Here is a 17,459-nt window from a genome sequence, read left to right on the forward strand (position 1 = left end):
TCGACCGGGACTGACCGGTTCCGGCCCGGGTGCACGGGCACCCGGGCCGGAATCCTGTGCACGGGGCACCCGTGTCACCCCGTCGTATGCCCCCTGGGCCGGTCGATCCGGTCCCATTCCGCGCCCCACTCCAAGGTGGCCCGGCGCTCCACCCGCATCCGCAGCAGACGCCCGCCGACGAGGACGAGCGCACCGGTGGCCAGAGCGATGCCGGTGCCCGCCATCACCACTCGCGTGGTCGCCTCGGCCGGGGCGACCGGCCGGGACACCAGACGCCCGTGACCGTCGGTCCACGCCGGTACCGTGCTGCCGGGCCCGGCCGTCGGCGTCACCTTCGTCGTGCCGGTGCGCACGGTTCCGTCCGCGTCGGTCCACCGCACCTTCGCGAGCACCATGTCGTACCGCACACCGGTGACGACGTCCCGTCCGCTGCCGGGAACGGTCCTGACCAGCACCGCGGTCACGGGCCTGCGTTCCGCGCGGTCGCGCTGCACCGCGCGCTGGACGGCCTGTGCGCCGACGACGCCGGCGACGACCGCTCCCAGCGTCGCCACCGTCCAGGCGGCCAGCACGATCCACGCCTCCAGCACATCACTGCGCCGTCGCAGCGGATTGCTCCGCCAGCGCCACCCCAGGACCTGCACGCGTCTGGCTCTGCGCATCGGTCGCACCTCCCCACGGGCGCCATGAGGACGGACACTTCTCAAAGGTCTCACCTCGCGCATCGCAATGGGAGGGTCAACCGCAGGCGATCACCCGACAAGTGCCCCCACACCCACGTGACCGCCGCCGCCTCAAGGTCGATACTGCCCACAGGTGCCACGCCCAGCAGGAGGAACCCATGAAGATGTTGATCAACGTCCCGGAGTCCGTGGTCACGGACGCGCTGCGCGGCATGGCGGCCGCCCACCCCGAGCTGGCCGTGGACCTGGAGAACCGGGTGATCGTACGGCGGGACGCTCCCGTGGCCGGCAAGGTCGCCCTGGTCTCCGGTGGCGGTTCGGGGCACGAGCCGCTGCACGGCGGCTTCGTGGGCCCCGGCATGCTGTCGGGGGCCTGTCCCGGTGAGGTCTTCACCTCTCCGGTGCCGGACCAGATGCTGCGCGCCGCGGCCGCCGTCGACAGCGGGGCGGGCGTGTTGTTCATCGTGAAGAACTACACCGGTGACGTGCTGAACTTCGACATGGCGGCCGAGCTCGCCGAGGACGAGGGCATCCAGGTCGCCAAGGTGCTGGTCAACGACGACGTGGCGGTGACCGACAGCCTCTACACCGCGGGGCGCCGGGGCACCGGGGCGACGCTGTTCGTGGAGAAGATCGCGGGCGCCGCGGCCGACGAGGGGCAGCCGCTGGAGCGGGTCGAGGCGATCGGCCGGCAAGTGAACGAGAACTCGCGCAGCTTCGGTGTCGCGCTGAGCGCCTGTACGACGCCTGCCAAGGGCAGCCCCACCTTCGACCTGCCCGCCGGCGAGCTGGAGCTGGGCATCGGCATCCACGGCGAGCCCGGCCGGGAGCGGCGGGCCATGATGACCTCGGGGGAGATCGCCGAGTTCGCGGTGAACGCGATCCTGGAGGACATGTCCCCGCGCAATCCCGTCCTGGTCCTGGTCAACGGCATGGGCGCGACGCCGCTGCTGGAGCTGTACGGGTTCAATGCCGAGGTGCAGCGGGTGCTCACCGAGCGCGGAGTCTCCGTCGCGCGCACGCTGGTGGGCAACTACGTCACCTCGCTCGACATGGCCGGCGCCTCGGTCACCCTGTGCCAGATCGACGAGGAACTGCTCAGGCTGTGGGACGCGCCGGTGAAGACGCCGGGGCTGCGCTGGGGAATGTAGACCGGCAGGCCGGGTGTCAACGTACCTACCACGCAAGGAGATCCAGTGCTCGACGCCGATTTCTTCCGCCGTTGGATGACGGCGACCGCCGCGTCCGTGGACCGCGAGGCGGAACGGCTCACCGCCCTCGACTCGCCCATCGGGGACGCCGACCACGGCAGCAATCTGCAGCGCGGGTTCCGGGCCGTGACCGCGACGCTGGAGAAGGAGGCGCCGCAGACGCCCGGTGCGGTGCTGACACTGGCCGGGCGACAGCTGATCTCGACCGTCGGCGGCGCGTCGGGGCCCCTCTACGGCACGCTGCTGCGCCGTACCGGCAAGGCGCTCGGGGACGCCGCCGAGGTCAGTGAGGAGCAGTTCGCCGAGGCGCTGCGGGCCGGGGTGGACGCGGTCATGACGCTCGGCGGCGCGGCGCCGGGCGACAAGACCATGATCGACGCGCTGGTGCCCGCGGTGGACGCGCTCCGCGACGGTGGTTTCGCCGCGGCCGGGACCGCCGCCGAGCAGGGCGCGCTCGCGACGACGCCGCTGCAGGCGCGCAAGGGCCGCGCCAGCTACCTCGGGGAGCGCAGCATCGGTCACCAGGACCCCGGCGCGACCTCGTCCTCGCTCCTCGTCGCCGCTCTCGCGGAGGCCGACGGTGAGTGACGAGAAGCAGGTCGGGATCGTGCTGGTGTCGCACAGCGCGGAGGTGGCCGCGTCCGTGGCCGAGCTGGCCAAGGGGCTCGCAGGTGGCGGGACGTCGGTGCCCGTCGCCCCGGCGGGCGGCACCGAGGGCGGCGGTCTCGGCACGAGTGCGGAACTGATCGCCGCCGCCGCCGCATCCGTCGACCGCGGCGCCGGCGTCGCCGTCCTCACCGACCTCGGCAGCGCCGTCCTCACGGTGAAGGCCCTGCTCGCCGAGGGCGACGAACTCCCCGACCACACCCGCCTCGTGGACGCCCCCTTCGTGGAGGGCGCGGTGGCCGCGGTGGTCACGGCCTCCACGGGCGCCGACCTCGCGGCCGTGGAGGCGGCGGCCGCGGAGGCGTACAGCTACCGCAAGGTGTGACGCACGGGGCAGCCGGATGGGCGGCGGTCCAGCAGCAGCCGGAGGGTCATGTCCAGCGAGCCGCACGGCCACCTCGGGCTCGTCGGCCGGCCTACTCCCCCTGCACGAACCGCCGCGCCAACCGCCGGCCCGCCGCGACGGCGGCTGCATGGCTCTCGATGGGTCTGGCCTGGGAGTTCTTGAAGACGATGTAGGTGACGCCGGAGGGGGCGCCGCCGTGGCGGGGGTTCGGGTCGATGCCGAGAGCCTTGGCGGTGGCGTAGGACGCCTCGCCGATGAGGCCGCGCGGACCGATGTCCCCCACCACCGCGTACTGCACGCGGCCGCGGTACACGACGGCGGCGACGGACCCTCCACGGACACCGTCGTCGGCCGGGTTCCAGACGGGGCCGCCGGCGGGCACGACGACGTACGGAAGGCGCTCGGCGCTCAACGCGCGCCCGTCGGACTGCCGGTAGGCGGTGGCGGCCGAGAACAGCGGATCGGTACGGCGGTTGCAGCGCGGGCCCGGCTGCCCGTCGCAGTCGATGTCCAGGTCCGCCTTCCAGAAGACGGCGTGCCGGGTGCCGCACACCGCGACGGACGCCCGCTTCCCGTGGTCGCTGCGGAAGCGGCCGTGGGAGATGCGGGTGCAGTCGCGCACCCTGGTCAGCAGGTCGGTGGCGCGGACGTCTCCCTCGCGCAGGGCGGTCGGTGCCGCCGGAACACGCGGTTCGGCGGCGGCCGCCATCGACGGGGCGAGCAGGGCGGCGCCGGCCACGGCCAGGGTCAGCGACTGGACACGCACGATGAAGGGCCTCTCCTGAAGGGACGCAGACGGGCGTTATGTCCGTTATGCGTCGAATGAATGACGCGGCCCACCGTAGGCGGCGGACCGGCGTACGGGCTTCAGGTGACCTGCGGCGTGGCGCGCCGGAGGCGAGCGGTGGGGGGCCGGGCACCTGGGTCCGTATCGACCCCGGCCGCCCGGCCACCCCCGTCGGGCGCGGGAACAGCGACGACAGCGGTCCGCGCCACCGGCATAACTCACCAGCCCTCATGGAGAGTTCAGCCGTGAGGAGCTTCAGCATACGTAACCTCCGGGGGCGGTACCCACCACCCCCAGCCGACCGCCCTCTTGATGCGATCACGTCAGCAGCGCGATATTGGTCCGGACCATTGCCGCGGTCCGGGGAGGCAGTGCCGTGCGTCGTGCCACCGTGCTCGTGTACCGGTCCCTCGCGCTCGGCGCGGTCCTCACCCTCGTCGGGTCCTGCGGCTACACCGACGCGGGCGACGAGAGCGGCGGGATGCCCGCGGCACCCACGGGCGTGACCGCCACGGCGGGCAGCGCGACCAGCGTGCACGTGATGTGGAACGCGGTGTCCGCCGACCCCCGGGTCCGCGTCTACGAGGTATATCGCGGCACCACAAAGGTCGGGGAAGTCCCCGGCTCCGAGCACATGGTCGACATCACCAGGCTCAGACCGTCCACCGAGTACGCCTTCACGGTGCGCGCCCGGGACACCGAGGGCCGGCTCGGACCGCCGGGCCGCGCGGTGCGGGCGACGACTCCGGCGGAGGTGGCGGCGGACGACACCGCGCCGAGCCGGCCGGGCCGGACGCGGGGCCGGGTGATCGGCAGCCGGGAGGTCGAGCTCTCCTGGTCCGCCTCCATCGACGACCGGGCCGTGGCGTCGTACGACATCCTCCAGGGCTCCTCGAAGATCCACAGTGTGGGCGGAGCCCAGACGGCGACCGTGGTCACGGGGCTGCGTCCCGGCACCCGCTACGCCTTCACCGTCCGCGCCCGCGACGCGGCCGACAACGTCTCGCCGCCCGGCACCACCGTCCGCCTCACCACCCCGGGCTCCGACGACGGCCGCGACACGGCGCCCACCGCCTTCCACGCGACGAGCCACCGCGCCGACGGCGCCTACTACCTCGACCTCGACTGGATCCCGCCGCGCGCGGACGGTGTGATCACGGAGTACCGCATCCGCCTCGACGGCCGGGCGGCCACCTCCCTGGTGTACGGCGGGGACGCGCCGCGCACCAGGGCCTCGTACTCCTTCTACGTCGGCAAGGACGCCGGCGTGACCCATCGCGTGCGGATCGCGGCCAGGCTGCCCGACGGTACCTGGGGCGGCTGGTCGGCGGAGCGGACGGTGACCACCGGGGACTGACGCGACCTCGGCCGAGGGCGCGCCCGCATGGGCCGGACGAAGGAATCCGTCACCTGCCCGGGGGCGGTCCGCATGCGGCACGGACGGCGGGGACGTTGGCTGCCTCTGAGGCAGCACGGGCGTTTCCCGACCCTCGGCGGCGCAAGGGATGTGCCGCGGACCGTGCCGTCGGAGGGCAGACCAATGCGCAACTCCCAGCCACTTCCCCGTGCCGCCCTGACCGCCGCGGCCGCCGCCGTGCTGCCCCTCGCCCTGGCGGCCACTCCTGCCACGGCGCAGGGGTCGGGCATCTCGGTGAGCACCAGCGGGTCCACCGTCTCGGTCACGACCACCCAGTGCGCCCGGACCAGCAGCAGCGGGAGCTGGGGCACGGCCTCGCTGCTCAGCAGCGGCCAGTCGAACTTCGCCCAGGGACGTCAGGTGTCGCTGTCGGGCACCACGGCCCTGCAGTCGGCGGCCTGGTCGAGCGTGAACGCCGGCACCTACACGGTGACCGTCATCTGCTCCTCCAACAACCGCACCGCGGGCACCCAGTCCGTCGTGGTCTCCCCCGCCTCCCGGCCCACCATCTCGGCCACGTCCAAGCCCTCGGCCTCGCCCTCGCGCGGAGTGGCGGGCGGTCTCGGCGGCGCCGTCAAGGACTACGGCCCGGTCACGCTGGGAGTGGGCGCGGCCCTGGTGGGCACGGGTGTGATCGCGACGGGCTGGTATCTGCGCAAGCGCACCAAGCCCAACCGCCTCTGACGGCGGCCGCCCTCACGCCGTCCCGGACTCGGGCAGCTCGGCGAACTCCTCCAGGGCGTGTGTGAGCCACTGCGTCCAGAAGGTCTCCAGGTCGATCCCGGCGCGCAGCACCAGGTGCTGGATCCGGTCGTGCGGAGCGTCCTTTCCGGGCGGGAAGTCACGCTGCTCGATCTTCTCGTAGTCGGCCAACTGCCGCTTGTGCAGCTCCAGATGGCGGCGCAGGTCGGCCTCGAGTCCATCGGTGCCCACCACGGCCGCCGCGCGCAGCCGCAGCAGCAGCGGGTCGCGGTGCGGTTTCGGGTCCTGGGACGCGGCGGTCCAGCGGGCCAGTTCGGCGCGGCCCGCGGGCAGGACCTCGTAGCTCTTCTTCTGCCCACGGGCCGGCTGCTCGGAGGGCAGCGCCCTGATATGGCCCTCGGCCTCCAGTTTTCCCAGCTCGCGATAGATCTGCTGGTGTGTCGCCGACCAGAAGTAGCCGATCGACCGGTCGAACCGGCGGGTCAGCTCCAGCCCCGAGGAGGGCTTTTCCAACAGGGCGGTCAGGATCGCGTGCGGGAGTGACATGCAGTCATCCTAGGGACCGAGGTACGGCCCTAGAGCGCCGCCGCCAGCTCCGTGCCCTGCTTGATGGCCCGCTTGGCGTCCAGCTCGGCGGCCACGTCGGCACCGCCGATCACATGCACCTCGCGTCCGGCCGCGACCAGCTCCTCGTACAGGTCACGGCGCGGGTCCTGCCCGGTGCACAGCACGATCGTGTCGACGGCGAGGACCGTGCTCTCCTCGCCGACGGTGATGTGCAGGCCGGCGTCGTCGATACGGTCGTAGCGGACGCCCGGGACCATGGTGACGCCGCGGTGCTTGAGCTCCGTGCGGTGGATCCAGCCGGTGGTCTTGCCGAGGCCGGCGCCGACCTTGCTCTGCTTGCGCTGCAGCAGGTGGACGCTGCGCGGCGGCGTCTGGCGCTCGGGGGCGGCGAGACCGCCGGCGCCGCGGTAGTCCATGTCGACGCCCCACTGGCGGAAGTACGTCGCCGGGTCCTCGCTCGCCTTGTCCCCGCCGTCGGTGAGGAACTCCGCCACGTCGAAGCCGATGCCGCCAGCGCCGAGGATCGCGACCCGGTCGCCGACGGGAACGTCGTCGCGCAGGACGTCGAGGTAGCCGACGACGCTCGGGTGGTCGAGGCCGGGGATGTCGGGGGTGCGCGGGGTGACGCCGGTGGCGACGACGACCTCGTCGTATCCCTCCAGATCAGGTGCCGCCACAGGGGTGTTGAGGCGTACGTCCACGCCGTGGGCGTCGAGCTGGTGCCGGAAGTAGCGCAGGGTCTCGTCGAACTCCTGCTTGCCGGGGACCTTGCGGGCGATGTTGAGCTGGCCGCCGATCTCGCTCGCGGCGTCGTACAGGGTGACGTCGTGGCCACGCTCGGCCGCCGAGACGGCGCAGGCGAGTCCGGCCGGTCCGGCGCCCACGACGGCGACGCGCTTCTTCAACCGGGTGGGGGCCAGCACGAGTTCGGTCTCGTGGCAGGCGCGCGGGTTGACCAGGCAGGAGGTGATCCTGCGGCTGAAGGTGTGGTCGAGGCAGGCCTGGTTGCAGCCGATGCAGGTGTTGATGGCCTCGGGCCTGCCCTCGGCGGCCTTGGCGACGAAGTCGGGGTCGGCGAGCATCGGGCGGGCCATGGACACCATGTCCGCACAGCCTTCGGCGAGCAACTCCTCCGCGAGTTCGGGGGTGTTGATGCGGTTGGTCATCACGAGCGGGACGGACACCGCGCCCATGAGCTTCTTGGTGACCCAGGTGTAGGCGCCGCGCGGCACGGAGGTCGCGATCGTGGGGATGCGGGCCTCGTGCCAGCCGATGCCGGTGTTGATGATCGTCGCCCCGGCGGCCTCGACGGCCTTGGCGAGGGTGATCACCTCGTCGAACGTGGAGCCGCCGGGGACCAGGTCCAGCATGGACAGGCGGTAGATGACGATGAAGTCCTCGCCGACGGCCTCGCGGACGCGCCGCACGATCTCGACCGGGAAGCGCATGCGGTTCTCGTACGAGCCGCCCCAGCGGTCGGTGCGGTGATTGGTCTGCGCGGCGATGAACTCGTTGATGAGGTAGCCCTCGGAGCCCATGATCTCGACGCCGTCGTAGCCGGCCTGCCGGGCCAGTCGGGCGGCGCTTGCGTAGTCGTCGATGGTGCGCTCGACGTCGGCGTCGGTGAGCTCGCGGGGCACGAAGAAGTTGATCGGGGCCTGGAGGGGGCTCGGGGCCACCAGGTCCTCGTGGTAGGCGTAGCGGCCCAGGTGCAGGATCTGCATGGCGATCCGGCCGCCCTCGCGGTGCACGGCGTCGGTGACCAGCCGGTGCTGCTCGGCCTCCGCCTCGGTGGTGAGCTTGGCGCCGCCCTCGTACGGGCGCCCTTCCTCGTTGGGCGCGATGCCGCCGCTGACGATCAGGCCCACTCCTCCGCGCGCGCGGGCGGCGTAGAACTCCGCCATGCGCTCGAAGCCGCCCTCGGCCTCCTCCAGGCCCACGTGCATGGAGCCCATGAGGACGCGGTTGGGCAGCGTGGTGAATCCCAGGTCGAGCGGGTTCAGCAGATGCGGGTAACGGCTCATCGGGCCCTCCGTGTGCGGTGTCGTGCTCACTGTTGTAGAGGACACCGGGGCCTTTATGCAACTAGTTGCAAAACAACGGAGGGGTGACGACGACCACGTCGGGGTGCTCGGGGCGCGCGGAACCGCCTCACGGACGCGGCAGCGGGGCAAGCGCGTCCGTCAGGCGAAGCCGGAGCGCCGTGCCCGGCGCGAGCACAGGGCCCGTGCAGAACACGCCGGGCCCGCGGACGCGACTACCGGCTTTCGAGGCGTACGTGCAGTTCGCGTTCCTGGTCGCCCGAGGCCGAGGTGAGGTCGCGGACGGTGAAGAGGGGGTCGAGCGTGGAGCGCAGGCGCTCGATCGCCCAGTAGCCGCCCTGTGCGTCGACCTCGACGGACGACGACAGCCGGGCGGGCGCCGGGCACTCGTGGGCGTCGGTCACCTCGAAGGTGCCGAGCCACACCATCGGACGGGTCTCGTGGAGCTGCTGCGGCACCTCGTCCGCGGCCCGGTCGGACTCGAAGCACGTGCACAGCGTGTCGAAGACGATCCGGGCGTCCTCCTTGCTGCATCCACTGATCTCGAGGGAGACGGGCTCCTCGTGCGGTCGCACACGGTCCATCGTGATCGCTCCTCTCGCGGGGGTGGCGCGGCGGTGCGAGTTCCCCGCGTACCGCGCCACACCCCCAGAAAAGCACCACTGCCCGGGCCGGACCAGCGAGAGGTTCAGCCCCGTGTGAAGCGGTACGTCTTACTGTCGGTCAGCACGCAGAACCCCGGCGACACGACGATCACCCGCAGCGTGCCGTCCCGGCGGTCGTAGTCGATGCCCTCCGCCTCGAACGTGCCGGAGCAGGCACTGCGCAGCGGAAGCTGCCGCAGCGCGGTGACGTGCCCGGACACGTCCGACGTGCCGTTCGGCGCGGCGGACAGGTCCACCTGGAGCAGCGGCTTGGTCATCCCGAACAGCGAGCCTTCGGGATCGTCGGAGGAGCACAGCAGCGTCGTGGGACTCGAGAAGTCACAGCCCTGCACGTCCCGTACGGCATGGTCGAGCCGGACGGTCGAGACCTGCGGCAGGTTCGCCGAGGGCGAGGTGGCGGCGTTGACGCCCGGCGTCGGGAAGACCAGGAAGCGGCTCATCGTGCCGTACTCCCCGGACAGCATCCACTGGCCGTCCGGCGAGATCGCGACCCACGAGTTGTTGAGCGCCTCACCCGAGCCGAGCGTGTGCACGTACTCGGACCAGCTCCCGTCCGGCGCCTGCACGCGGTACATCTTCGCGTTCCCAGAGTCGGCCTGGTACGGCTCGACGTAGTGGCCGTCGTAGGAGGCGTCGGGGTCGCCCACATGGTTCCAGCCCCGGCCGGACACGTCGGCGGGGATCGTGCCGATGCCCGTGTAGTGGTTGGGGCTGCCCGCCGGCACCTCGACGGACGTCAGCCCCTGGCTCTCGGTGAGCGGGTCCGCCCGGTCGGAGCCCACCTCGTTCCAGGTGTCGGCGGCCGAGGCGGGCGGGGCGGCGGACAGGACGGCGGCGGTCGCGAGGGCGAGCACCGCGGTCAGGGCCGCGTGACAACGTTGCCGCGAGCGCAGGGGCATGACAGGGCTCCTCCGTGGGGGGTGTGGCGGGTTTCGGCGCTCAGTCTGGCCACGTCAGGTGGTCATGTACAGACCACATCGGTAACGGAGGCTTTCGGCTCGGCGACGCTGCGTCCCAGGTAGTGTCGACACGGCTCCACGCAAGGGCCCCGGAGGTGTTGAGGGATGGTGGAGGTGGGCGACGGAGGCGTCACAGAGACGATTGAGCGCGGTAGAACATGGGGAGTCGGCACGGGGGAACGACGTGCCGCGTGAACCGGCAAAGGCGGTGCGTGACATGAGTGCACCTGGGTTTCCGGCGGCCGGGGGCGAGGAGTCCGTACGGCCCAGCGGGCTGCTCGACGTGCTCAGCATGGCCTCGGTGGTCCTGGACGCCAAGGGACGCATCGTGCTGTGGAGCCCGCAGGCGGAGCAGCTCTTCGGCTACCCGGCCCACGAGGCCCTCGGCGAGTACGCCGCCCGGATCATGGTGCACGAACAGCACCTCGACCTCGTCATCAAGCTCTTCGCCGACGTCATGCTCACCGGCCAGAGCTGGGCCGGCGCCTTCCCCATCCGGCGCAAGGACGGCACCACGCGCCTCGTCGAGTTCCGCAACATGCGCCTGCTCGACGACCACGGCGAGGTCTATGCGCTCGGACTGTGCGCCGACCGGTCGACCGTACGGCGGCTCGAACGGGACGTGGCCCTGTCCACCCGCATGATCGCCCAGTCCCCCATCGGCCTGGCCGTCCTCAACACCGATCTGCGGTTCGTCTCCGTGAATCCGGCGCTGGAGCAGATCAACGGACTGCCGGCCAAGGACCACGTCGGCCGGTCCATCCGTGAGGTGCTGCCGCATCTCGACGTCGACATGATCGAGGCGGAGGCGCGTCAGGTGCTGGAGACCGGGCGGCCCCTGGTCGACCGGCAGACCGTCGGGCGGACCCCCGCCGACCCGCTGAACGAGCGGGTCTGGTCGATGTCGCTGTACCGGCTGGACGACACGGTCGGCACCGTGCTGGGCCTGGCCGGTTCGGTCGTGGAGATCACCGAGCAGCACCGGGCGAGCGTGGAGGCGGACGCCGCGCGCAGGCGGCTGCAGGTCATCGCTGACGCGTCCGCCCGGATCGGCACCACCCTGGAGCTGGACCGCACCGCCCGCGAACTGGCCGACGTGGCCGTGCCGGAGCTCGCCGACATCGCCGCCGTGGATCTGCTCGACGCGGTGGTGGCGGGCAGACGCAGCAGTCTGGGGCCCGCGGAGTCCGCGGTGATCCGTGCTCTGGCCGTACAGGCGGACAGCGCACCGGAGGCGCTGCGGGCGGCCGACCCGCCCGGGCAGGTGGCCCGCTACGGCCCCGACCGTCTGGTCACCGAGTGCGTGCGCACCGGCCGCCCCGTCATGGTCCAGCAGGTCCAGCCCGGGCATCTGCCGCAGATCGCCCGCTCGCCCGAGGCGGCGGAGCAGCTGGCCCGCGCGGGCGTCCACTCCTATCTGGCGGTGCCGCTGATCGCGCGCGGTGAGGTGCTCGGCGCCCTCGACCTCAAGCGCACGAACAACCCGCTGCCGTTCAGCGAGGACGACCTGCTGCTCGCCCGCGAACTCGCGGCCCGGGCCGCCGTGCAGATCGACAACGCACGCTGGTACCAGAACGCCCGCAACACCGCCCTCACCCTGCAGCGCAGCCTGCTGCCCAGCCATCCCTCCGTCACCGGCGGCCTCGAGGTCGCCTCCCGCTACCAGCCGGCCGGCGGCACCACCGAGGTCGGGGGCGACTGGTTCGACGTGATCCCGCTGGGCGGCGGCAAGACGGCGCTGGTGGTGGGCGACGTGATGGGCAGCGGCATCAACGCCGCCGCGACCATGGGGCGACTGCGCACCGCGACCAACACCCTGGCCTCGCTCGACCTCGATCCGGCACGCCTGCTGGAGCATCTCGACCGGATCACCGAGGACCTGGACCACTCCATCGCCACCTGCGTCTACGCCGTCCACGACCCCGAGCTGCGGCAGTGCCGGATCGCCAACGCGGGCCATCTGCCGCCGGCCCGGCTGCGCCCGGGGCAGCCTCCGGAACTGCTCGAACTGCCCACCGGGGTGCCGCTGGGCGTGGGCGGGGTGGCCTTCTCCACCACCACGGTCGATCTGGAGCCGGGCGACCGTCTCGTCTTCTACACCGACGGTCTGGTGGAGACCCGGCAGCATCCGCTCGATGAGCGCCTGGACGCGCTGCTGTCCCTCCTCGAAGGGCCCGACCGTCCCCTGGAGGAGGTTGCGGACCTGCTGCTGCGGACCCTGCACCAGCCAGACAACTCCGACGACGTGGCGCTGCTCATCGCGCGGGTGCAGAAGTCGTGCCACTGAGCCGGATGCACAGGCGGCGGATTCACAGGTCTCGGATTCACAGGTACTGATTACCTGCTCTTTATCGTCCCCATTCGACAATCACAGGTAGGCATGGCATACGGATGCCGGGGCCGTGGCCGATGGGAGCGAGCCATGATGCACGAGCCGGACCGGGAACCCACTGCCGGTAACGAGACCTCGCCGGACATGGAAGTACTGACGGGTCCCGGAGGGGCGGACCGCGAACCGGGGCTGTGGCGTCGGCGCTCGCGCCGCTCGCGCGCCGTGATCGCGGCGGCCACGGTCGTCGTCCTGGCCCTCGGCGGCACCGTCGCCTACGCCGCCACCTCGGGCGACTCCGGCCAGGGGGTCACGCCTTCCGCGTCCGGGTCCGCGTCGCCGTCCCCGGACGGGCCGGGCGAGCGGCACGGCGGCCGCTGGTTCGGCGCGGGCGGCATGGGCGTCCACGGCGAGGCGACCGTCAAGGACCCGGACACCGGCAAGTGGATCGTACGGACCTGGCAGCGCGGCACCGTCGAGAAGATCGACGGCGACCAGGTCACTGTCAAGAGCGACGACGGCGCCCAGTGGACCTGGACCGTCAACTCCGACACCACCGTGCTGCGCAACGGCACGAAGGGTTCCGGCGCCGACGACCTCAAGAAGGACGAGACCGCCTTCCTCATCGGCACGCTCTCCGACAACGACACCAGGACCGCAACCCACGCCCTGACCGGCACCTGGAACAAGCACCCCGGCGACATGAACGGCCGCGGCGACGGCCACAACAGGTTCCCCGGCCACCGCAACTGGCATCTGCCGGCACCGTCCACGAGCCCGTCGGAGAACGGCGCGACGACCTGACGCCGTTGCTGGTCAGGGCGGTCGACACCGCTTCCGACACCCCACCTCCCCCTGCCGAGAAACTCACCCCCGCCCCCGAACCCCTATCACGACATTGGCATACAACTCCTCTGAGACCGCGAGGCGGGGCGTCAACCCCCCGGCGGTGAAGGCGGCGAGGGCTGATGGGGTCTGGTGTTCGCTTGTTTCGATCAGGACGCAGCCGTTGGGGGCCAGCCAGGGGTGGGCCTGTGTGGCGATGCGGCGGAGGATGTCGAGGCCGTCGGGGCCGCCGTCGAGGGCGGTCAGGGGTTCGTGGTCGCGGGCCTCGGACGGGAGCAGGCCGACGTGGTCCGTGGGGACGTAGGGGACGTTGGCGGCGAGGATGTCGATACGGCCGCGCAGGTGGTCGGGGAGCGCTTCGAACAGGTCGCCCTGGTGGACGTGGCCGTCGATGTTGCGGCGGGCGCAGGCCACGGCGGCCGGGTCGAGGTCGGCGGCGTGCAGTTCGACGGGACCGAGTGCTGCGGCCAGCGCCGCGCCGACGGCGCCCGATCCGCAGCACAGGTCCACCACGACGGAGGCGTCCGGGACGTGGGCGAGGGCCTGTTCGACGAGGAACTCGGTACGGCGGCGGGGCACGAAGACGCCGGGTTCCACGATGATGCGCAGTCCGCGGAACTCCGCCCAGCCGACGACGAGTTCGAGGGGCAGCCCGGCGACCCGGCGGTCGACCAGGGCGGCCAGTTCCTCAGGCGTGCGGGCGGCTTCGAGGATCAACTCCGCCTCGTCCTCGGCGAAGACACAGCCCGCGGCACGCAGCGCGGCTACGACGGAGGAAGAGGAAGGGAAGGAAGGAGAGGATGGAGACGGTGGAGGCATGAGGGCCGAGAGCCTTTCGGTGATTCGAAGGGCGCTCTCGCGGTCACCTACGGGCGGTGACACGCCTGACCGGTGGGGAGAGCACCCGACCTGCGCACAGCGGAAATCGGTCTCACCTCCTCGGTCTCCGGGGCCGGGGCGTTCCACGGCCGGACGGCCACAGTACCCGACGTCAGACGCCGACCGTCTCCTCGGCCTCTTCCTCCTCCGTCACGGTCTCTTCGGGTTCGCGCACGGGTACGGCAGCCCCGCCCGCGACCGGCGCCTTGGACCGCTCGTACACGGCAGCGACCCCTGTGACCACGAACCCGAGCAACAGCCATGCCACCAGCGTCCCCACGTCGCGGGAGAGCCCGTCGCCGCCGAAGTAGAGCAGGCTGCGGGCGCCCTCGACGAAGCCGGCGCCGTTCCAGAAGGCGTGCAGGGTGCCGAAAAAGCCGTTCTGCAGGTCGGGCCGGAACAAACCGCCGGAGCTGGTGAAGTTGAGCATCACGAACAGCACCATCATGGCGAGCGTGGTCCAGCGCTTGAGGAAGGTGTGCAGACCCACGCCGATGAAGAGGATGCCGGCGGAGTACAGCCAGGCCATACCCCACAGGTTCGCCAGATCGTGGTGGGCGAGGTGGAAGACGGGCCCGGCGAGCAGCGCGCCGATGCCGCTGACGACGGCGGAGACCCCGAGCGCCAGCAGGGCGCGGATCCGCATGGGCAGGGTGCCGCCGGCGGCGCCGAGCGCGGCGACGGAGGCGTAGGAGCCGATGCTCAGCGCGATCAGCAGGAAGAACAGGCCCTGCCCGGTGGGGTCGTCGTCGACCGGTGCGGCCACGTCGGTGACCTTCAGGGCGGTGCCCTGCTCGGCGGCGACGGGGGTGAAGACCTTTTCGACCGCCGTGGCGTCCATGTCGGAGGCGGCGGAGGCGACGACGAGCTCCGGTGCCTTCGCGGCGGGCACGTAGGCACCGGTGATGGCACGGGAGTCGAGCAGGTGGACGGCCTCGGAGCGGGTGGCGACCGTACGGACGTCGAGCTTGTCCCCCGCCTCGTCCTTGACGGTCTGCGCGAACACCTTCACCTGGGGGCCGGAGCCGACGACGGCGACGGGCAGGTGGTGGGGCGCCGGTGTCACGAACGCCCCCATGTACGCGAGTCCCATGCCGATGCACATCAGCAGCGGGGTGATCAGGTGCGTGAGCACATGACGCAGGGCCGGCGACCTCATCGTTCGCAACCTCCAGACGGTTGACCAGGTAGTTGGCCTATACAACTCAGATTCAAGTTGTACTATACAACCAAGCCGGTCGGCTGGTATTCCGTGGTTCGTGAGGGAGGTCCGGTGGAAGCAGACGAAGCCGTGGAGACGATTCAGCGCGAGATGACGGCCTTCGCCCGCCGCGCGCGTGCCTCGGCGGGCCGTATGCACCCCGAGCTGTCGCTGGTCTCGTACACCCTGCTCGGGCATCTGGAGGAGAGCGGCGGCTGCCGGGCGACGGACCTCGCGGCGCACTACGCCCTGGACAAGTCCACCGTCAGCCGCCAGGTGGCGGCCCTCGAGCGGGCCCGTCTGATCGAGCGGCGCGTGGACCCGGACGACCACCGCGTGCAGGTGCTGCATCTGACCGCCGCAGGCCGCCGGATCCTCGCGCAGGTCACCGAGAGCCGCCGGACCGCCTTCCGGGAGCGGCTGGCGGGCTGGCCGCGGGAGGATCTGGAGCGGTTCGCCGCCTATCTCGTGCGCTACAACGCATGGTCTCCCGAGAGCGCCGGCGACGAAGCGGAAGGCCGCTAGGAAACGGCCACCACCCGTTCGTCCGTGAGGTGTTCGGGTGCGCGGGCCGACATGAACGCCGTGGTGCGGCGCAGCCGGAAGCCGAGGGACTCGTAGAGCCGGATGGCGCTCGTGTTGCCGGCGCCGGTGTGCAGGAACGGGGTCTCGCCGCGTTCGCGGATGCCGTGGGCCACGGCGAGGATCAGCCGGGTGCCCAGGCCTTCGCCGCGGTGGGCGGGGTCGGTGCAGACGGCGCTGATCTCGGTCCAGCCCGGCGGGTGCAGCCGCTCCCCCGCCATGGCGACCAGGGCACCGCCCCGGCGGATGCCCAGGTAGGTGCCGAGTTCGATGGTGCGGGGCAGGAAGGGTCCGGGCCGGGTGCGCTCGACCAGGTCGAGCATCTCGGGGACGTCCTCGGGGCCGAGACGGACCGCCTCCGGGTCGGGGGCGGCTGCGAGGCCGTCGTCGACGTACTGCACGCCCTCGATCCGGAAGGTGATCTCCCAGTCGGGCGGGACCTCGCCGCGGAAGCCTAGGAGCGGGACGTCCGCGCCGGGTCCCGCGAGCGCGGCGAGGTCGGCCCAGTCGTCGGCGTCGGGCTCCTCGGGCAGCGCCTGCCACGGCGTCACGTCGACGGGGTAGCGCAGCACCCGGCCGCGGCGCTCGGCGAAGTGCGCGTGCGGGCCGGTCAGGGAGGCGAGGGCGGGGTGGTCGAGGACGTGGCTCATGCGGCGTTCTCCGTGGGGACGATCACGATCTTGCCGCGGGCGTGGCCCTCCTCGACGGCGCGCAGCGCCTCGCCGGCCCGGTCCAGCGGGTACGTCCGCGTCACCTGCGGGTCCAGGGCGCCGGTCGCCACGAGATCGGCCACTTCCGCCAGCCGTTCCGGGGTGCGGACCCGGGCCACGCGGGCGCCGCCGAGCGCCTGCACCTCGTCGGGCGACGCCCCTGCCGTGACGAGCTTCGTCCGGTCGGCGAGCAGGGTCGCCGCCTCGGTGAGGACGGTGCCGCCGACGAGGTCGTACACGCCGTCGACACCCTCCGGCACGCGCGCGGCCCAGCCTTCCCCGGACGGCACGTGTACCGCGCCGAGGGACTCGATCAGATCCTTCTTGGCCTCGCTCGCGACGCCCACGACACGCAGGCCGAGCGTGCGGGCGATCTGCACCGCCGCGACGCCGACCCCGCCGCCCGCGCCGGTGACCAGCACGGTCGCGCCGGCCGGGAGGCCGAGTTGGTGGATCCCGTCGTACGCGGTGGCCCCCGCGACGGGCAGGGTCGCCGCGTCGGTGAAGGACACGGCCGCGGGCTTGGGGGCGCTGAAGCCGACCGTCAGCAGCGCGTACTCGGAGTACCCGCCGACCACCGGCTGCCCGAAGACCTCGTCCCCGGGGGCGAATCCCCCGACCCCGTCGCCGACCGCCTCGACGACGCCCGCGACCTCGCTGCCCAGGTAGGCGGGGAACGCGCGCTCGCCGCTGTCGCCCGGGCGCCGGAAGCCGTTGCGCAGCTTCCAGTCCACGGGGTTCACGCCCGCGGCACGCACCGCGACCAGTACCTGGCCGGCACCCGGGACGGGCCGCTCCACCTCGATCAGGGCCTCCGCCTCGGGCCCGCCGTTCCGCGTGAAGACGTACGCCTTGGGCATGTCTCGT

General features: G+C 72.1%; 18 protein-coding genes. 8 read left to right on the forward strand and 10 right to left on the reverse strand.

The window, feature by feature from the left end; translation table 11 throughout:
* Positions 1-74 precede the first annotated feature (74 nt).
* On the reverse strand, positions 75-662 hold the full coding sequence (locus MQN93_RS22400; RefSeq protein ID WP_242710984.1) for an Rv1733c family protein: 588 nt from the start codon (positions 660-662) through the stop codon (positions 75-77).
* Between the two features lie 179 nt (positions 663-841).
* Here MQN93_RS22400 and dhaK point away from each other — a divergent pair, with 179 nt between their 5' ends.
* The 3 genes from dhaK to dhaM are packed head-to-tail and all read left to right on the forward strand — an operon-like array spanning position 842 to position 2,885.
* Positions 842-1,834, forward strand: a complete 993-nt coding sequence (gene dhaK, locus MQN93_RS22405) for a dihydroxyacetone kinase subunit DhaK (RefSeq protein WP_016433355.1) — start codon at positions 842-844, stop codon at positions 1,832-1,834.
* A 45-nt stretch (positions 1,835-1,879) separates the two neighbouring features.
* Positions 1,880-2,482 carry a dihydroxyacetone kinase subunit DhaL gene (dhaL, locus tag MQN93_RS22410; RefSeq protein WP_016433356.1) on the forward strand — a complete coding sequence of 201 codons (603 nt, stop codon included), beginning with the start codon at positions 1,880-1,882 and terminating at the stop codon, positions 2,480-2,482.
* On the forward strand, positions 2,475-2,885 hold the full coding sequence (gene dhaM, locus MQN93_RS22415; protein ID WP_242710985.1) for a dihydroxyacetone kinase phosphoryl donor subunit DhaM: 411 nt from the start codon (positions 2,475-2,477) through the stop codon (positions 2,883-2,885). The genes dhaL and dhaM overlap by 8 nt, the downstream gene beginning before the upstream one ends.
* Positions 2,886-2,976: 91 nt before the next feature.
* Here dhaM and MQN93_RS22420 read toward each other — a convergent pair whose 3' ends face one another.
* Positions 2,977-3,672 (reverse strand): glycoside hydrolase family 75 protein, encoded by a 696-nt coding sequence (locus MQN93_RS22420; RefSeq protein WP_242710986.1) that lies wholly within the window; start codon positions 3,670-3,672, stop codon positions 2,977-2,979.
* Positions 3,673-4,069: 397 nt separating this feature from the next.
* Here MQN93_RS22420 and MQN93_RS22425 point away from each other — a divergent pair, with 397 nt between their 5' ends.
* Together MQN93_RS22425 and MQN93_RS22430 are read left to right on the forward strand one after the other, a co-directional pair.
* Positions 4,070-5,050 (forward strand): fibronectin type III domain-containing protein, encoded by a 981-nt coding sequence (locus tag MQN93_RS22425; RefSeq protein WP_242710987.1) that lies wholly within the window; start codon positions 4,070-4,072, stop codon positions 5,048-5,050.
* A 183-nt stretch (positions 5,051-5,233) separates the two neighbouring features.
* Positions 5,234-5,794 (forward strand): hypothetical protein, encoded by a 561-nt coding sequence (locus MQN93_RS22430; protein ID WP_242710988.1) that lies wholly within the window; start codon positions 5,234-5,236, stop codon positions 5,792-5,794.
* A 12-nt stretch (positions 5,795-5,806) separates the two neighbouring features.
* Here the strand turns inward: MQN93_RS22430 and MQN93_RS22435 are convergent, their stop codons facing one another.
* The 4 genes from MQN93_RS22435 to MQN93_RS22460 form a co-directional block, all read right to left on the reverse strand.
* The gene (locus MQN93_RS22435) at positions 5,807-6,358 is read right to left on the reverse strand and encodes a PadR family transcriptional regulator (protein ID WP_242710989.1); all 552 of its coding nucleotides are present in this window, start codon (positions 6,356-6,358) and stop codon (positions 5,807-5,809) included.
* Positions 6,359-6,387: 29 nt separating this feature from the next.
* Positions 6,388-8,403 carry an NADPH-dependent 2,4-dienoyl-CoA reductase gene (locus tag MQN93_RS43965; protein ID WP_278191037.1) on the reverse strand — a complete coding sequence of 672 codons (2,016 nt, stop codon included), beginning with the start codon at positions 8,401-8,403 and terminating at the stop codon, positions 6,388-6,390.
* A 233-nt stretch (positions 8,404-8,636) separates the two neighbouring features.
* Positions 8,637-9,005, reverse strand: a complete 369-nt coding sequence (locus tag MQN93_RS22455) for a hypothetical protein (protein WP_242710990.1) — start codon at positions 9,003-9,005, stop codon at positions 8,637-8,639.
* A 104-nt stretch (positions 9,006-9,109) separates the two neighbouring features.
* Complete coding sequence (locus MQN93_RS22460; RefSeq protein ID WP_242710991.1) at positions 9,110-9,985, reverse strand: hypothetical protein; 876 nt, start codon at positions 9,983-9,985, stop codon at positions 9,110-9,112.
* A 277-nt stretch (positions 9,986-10,262) separates the two neighbouring features.
* On the opposite strand from MQN93_RS22460, the gene MQN93_RS22465 reads away from it, so the two are divergent.
* A complete protein-coding gene (locus tag MQN93_RS22465; protein WP_242710992.1) occupies positions 10,263-12,332 on the forward strand; it encodes a SpoIIE family protein phosphatase in 2,070 nt (689 codons plus the stop codon).
* Positions 12,333-12,467: 135 nt separating this feature from the next.
* On the forward strand, positions 12,468-13,178 hold the full coding sequence (locus tag MQN93_RS22470) for a hypothetical protein (RefSeq protein WP_242710993.1): 711 nt from the start codon (positions 12,468-12,470) through the stop codon (positions 13,176-13,178).
* Positions 13,179-13,241: 63 nt separating this feature from the next.
* Here MQN93_RS22470 and MQN93_RS22475 read toward each other — a convergent pair whose 3' ends face one another.
* The gene (locus MQN93_RS22475) at positions 13,242-14,039 is read right to left on the reverse strand and encodes a putative protein N(5)-glutamine methyltransferase (RefSeq protein WP_242710994.1); all 798 of its coding nucleotides are present in this window, start codon (positions 14,037-14,039) and stop codon (positions 13,242-13,244) included.
* Positions 14,040-14,211: 172 nt separating this feature from the next.
* Positions 14,212-15,258: an ABC-2 transporter permease gene (locus MQN93_RS22480; protein WP_242710995.1), complete on the reverse strand. Its 1,047-nt coding sequence runs from the start codon at positions 15,256-15,258 to the stop codon at positions 14,212-14,214.
* 114 nt (positions 15,259-15,372) lie between these two features.
* Here MQN93_RS22480 and MQN93_RS22485 point away from each other — a divergent pair, with 114 nt between their 5' ends.
* Positions 15,373-15,825 carry a MarR family winged helix-turn-helix transcriptional regulator gene (locus MQN93_RS22485; protein ID WP_016433369.1) on the forward strand — a complete coding sequence of 151 codons (453 nt, stop codon included), beginning with the start codon at positions 15,373-15,375 and terminating at the stop codon, positions 15,823-15,825.
* Here the strand turns inward: MQN93_RS22485 and MQN93_RS22490 are convergent.
* Together MQN93_RS22490 and MQN93_RS22495 are read right to left on the reverse strand one after the other, a co-directional pair.
* Positions 15,822-16,532 carry a GNAT family N-acetyltransferase gene (locus MQN93_RS22490; RefSeq protein WP_242710996.1) on the reverse strand — a complete coding sequence of 237 codons (711 nt, stop codon included), beginning with the start codon at positions 16,530-16,532 and terminating at the stop codon, positions 15,822-15,824. The genes MQN93_RS22485 and MQN93_RS22490 overlap by 4 nt on opposite strands.
* Positions 16,529-17,452: an NADP-dependent oxidoreductase gene (locus tag MQN93_RS22495; protein ID WP_242710997.1), complete on the reverse strand. Its 924-nt coding sequence runs from the start codon at positions 17,450-17,452 to the stop codon at positions 16,529-16,531. The genes MQN93_RS22490 and MQN93_RS22495 overlap by 4 nt, the downstream gene beginning before the upstream one ends.
* Positions 17,453-17,459 lie beyond the last annotated feature (7 nt).

Source organism: Streptomyces spinosisporus (assembly GCF_022698145.1).
Classification (GTDB): domain Bacteria; phylum Actinomycetota; class Actinomycetes; order Streptomycetales; family Streptomycetaceae; genus Streptomyces; species Streptomyces spinosisporus.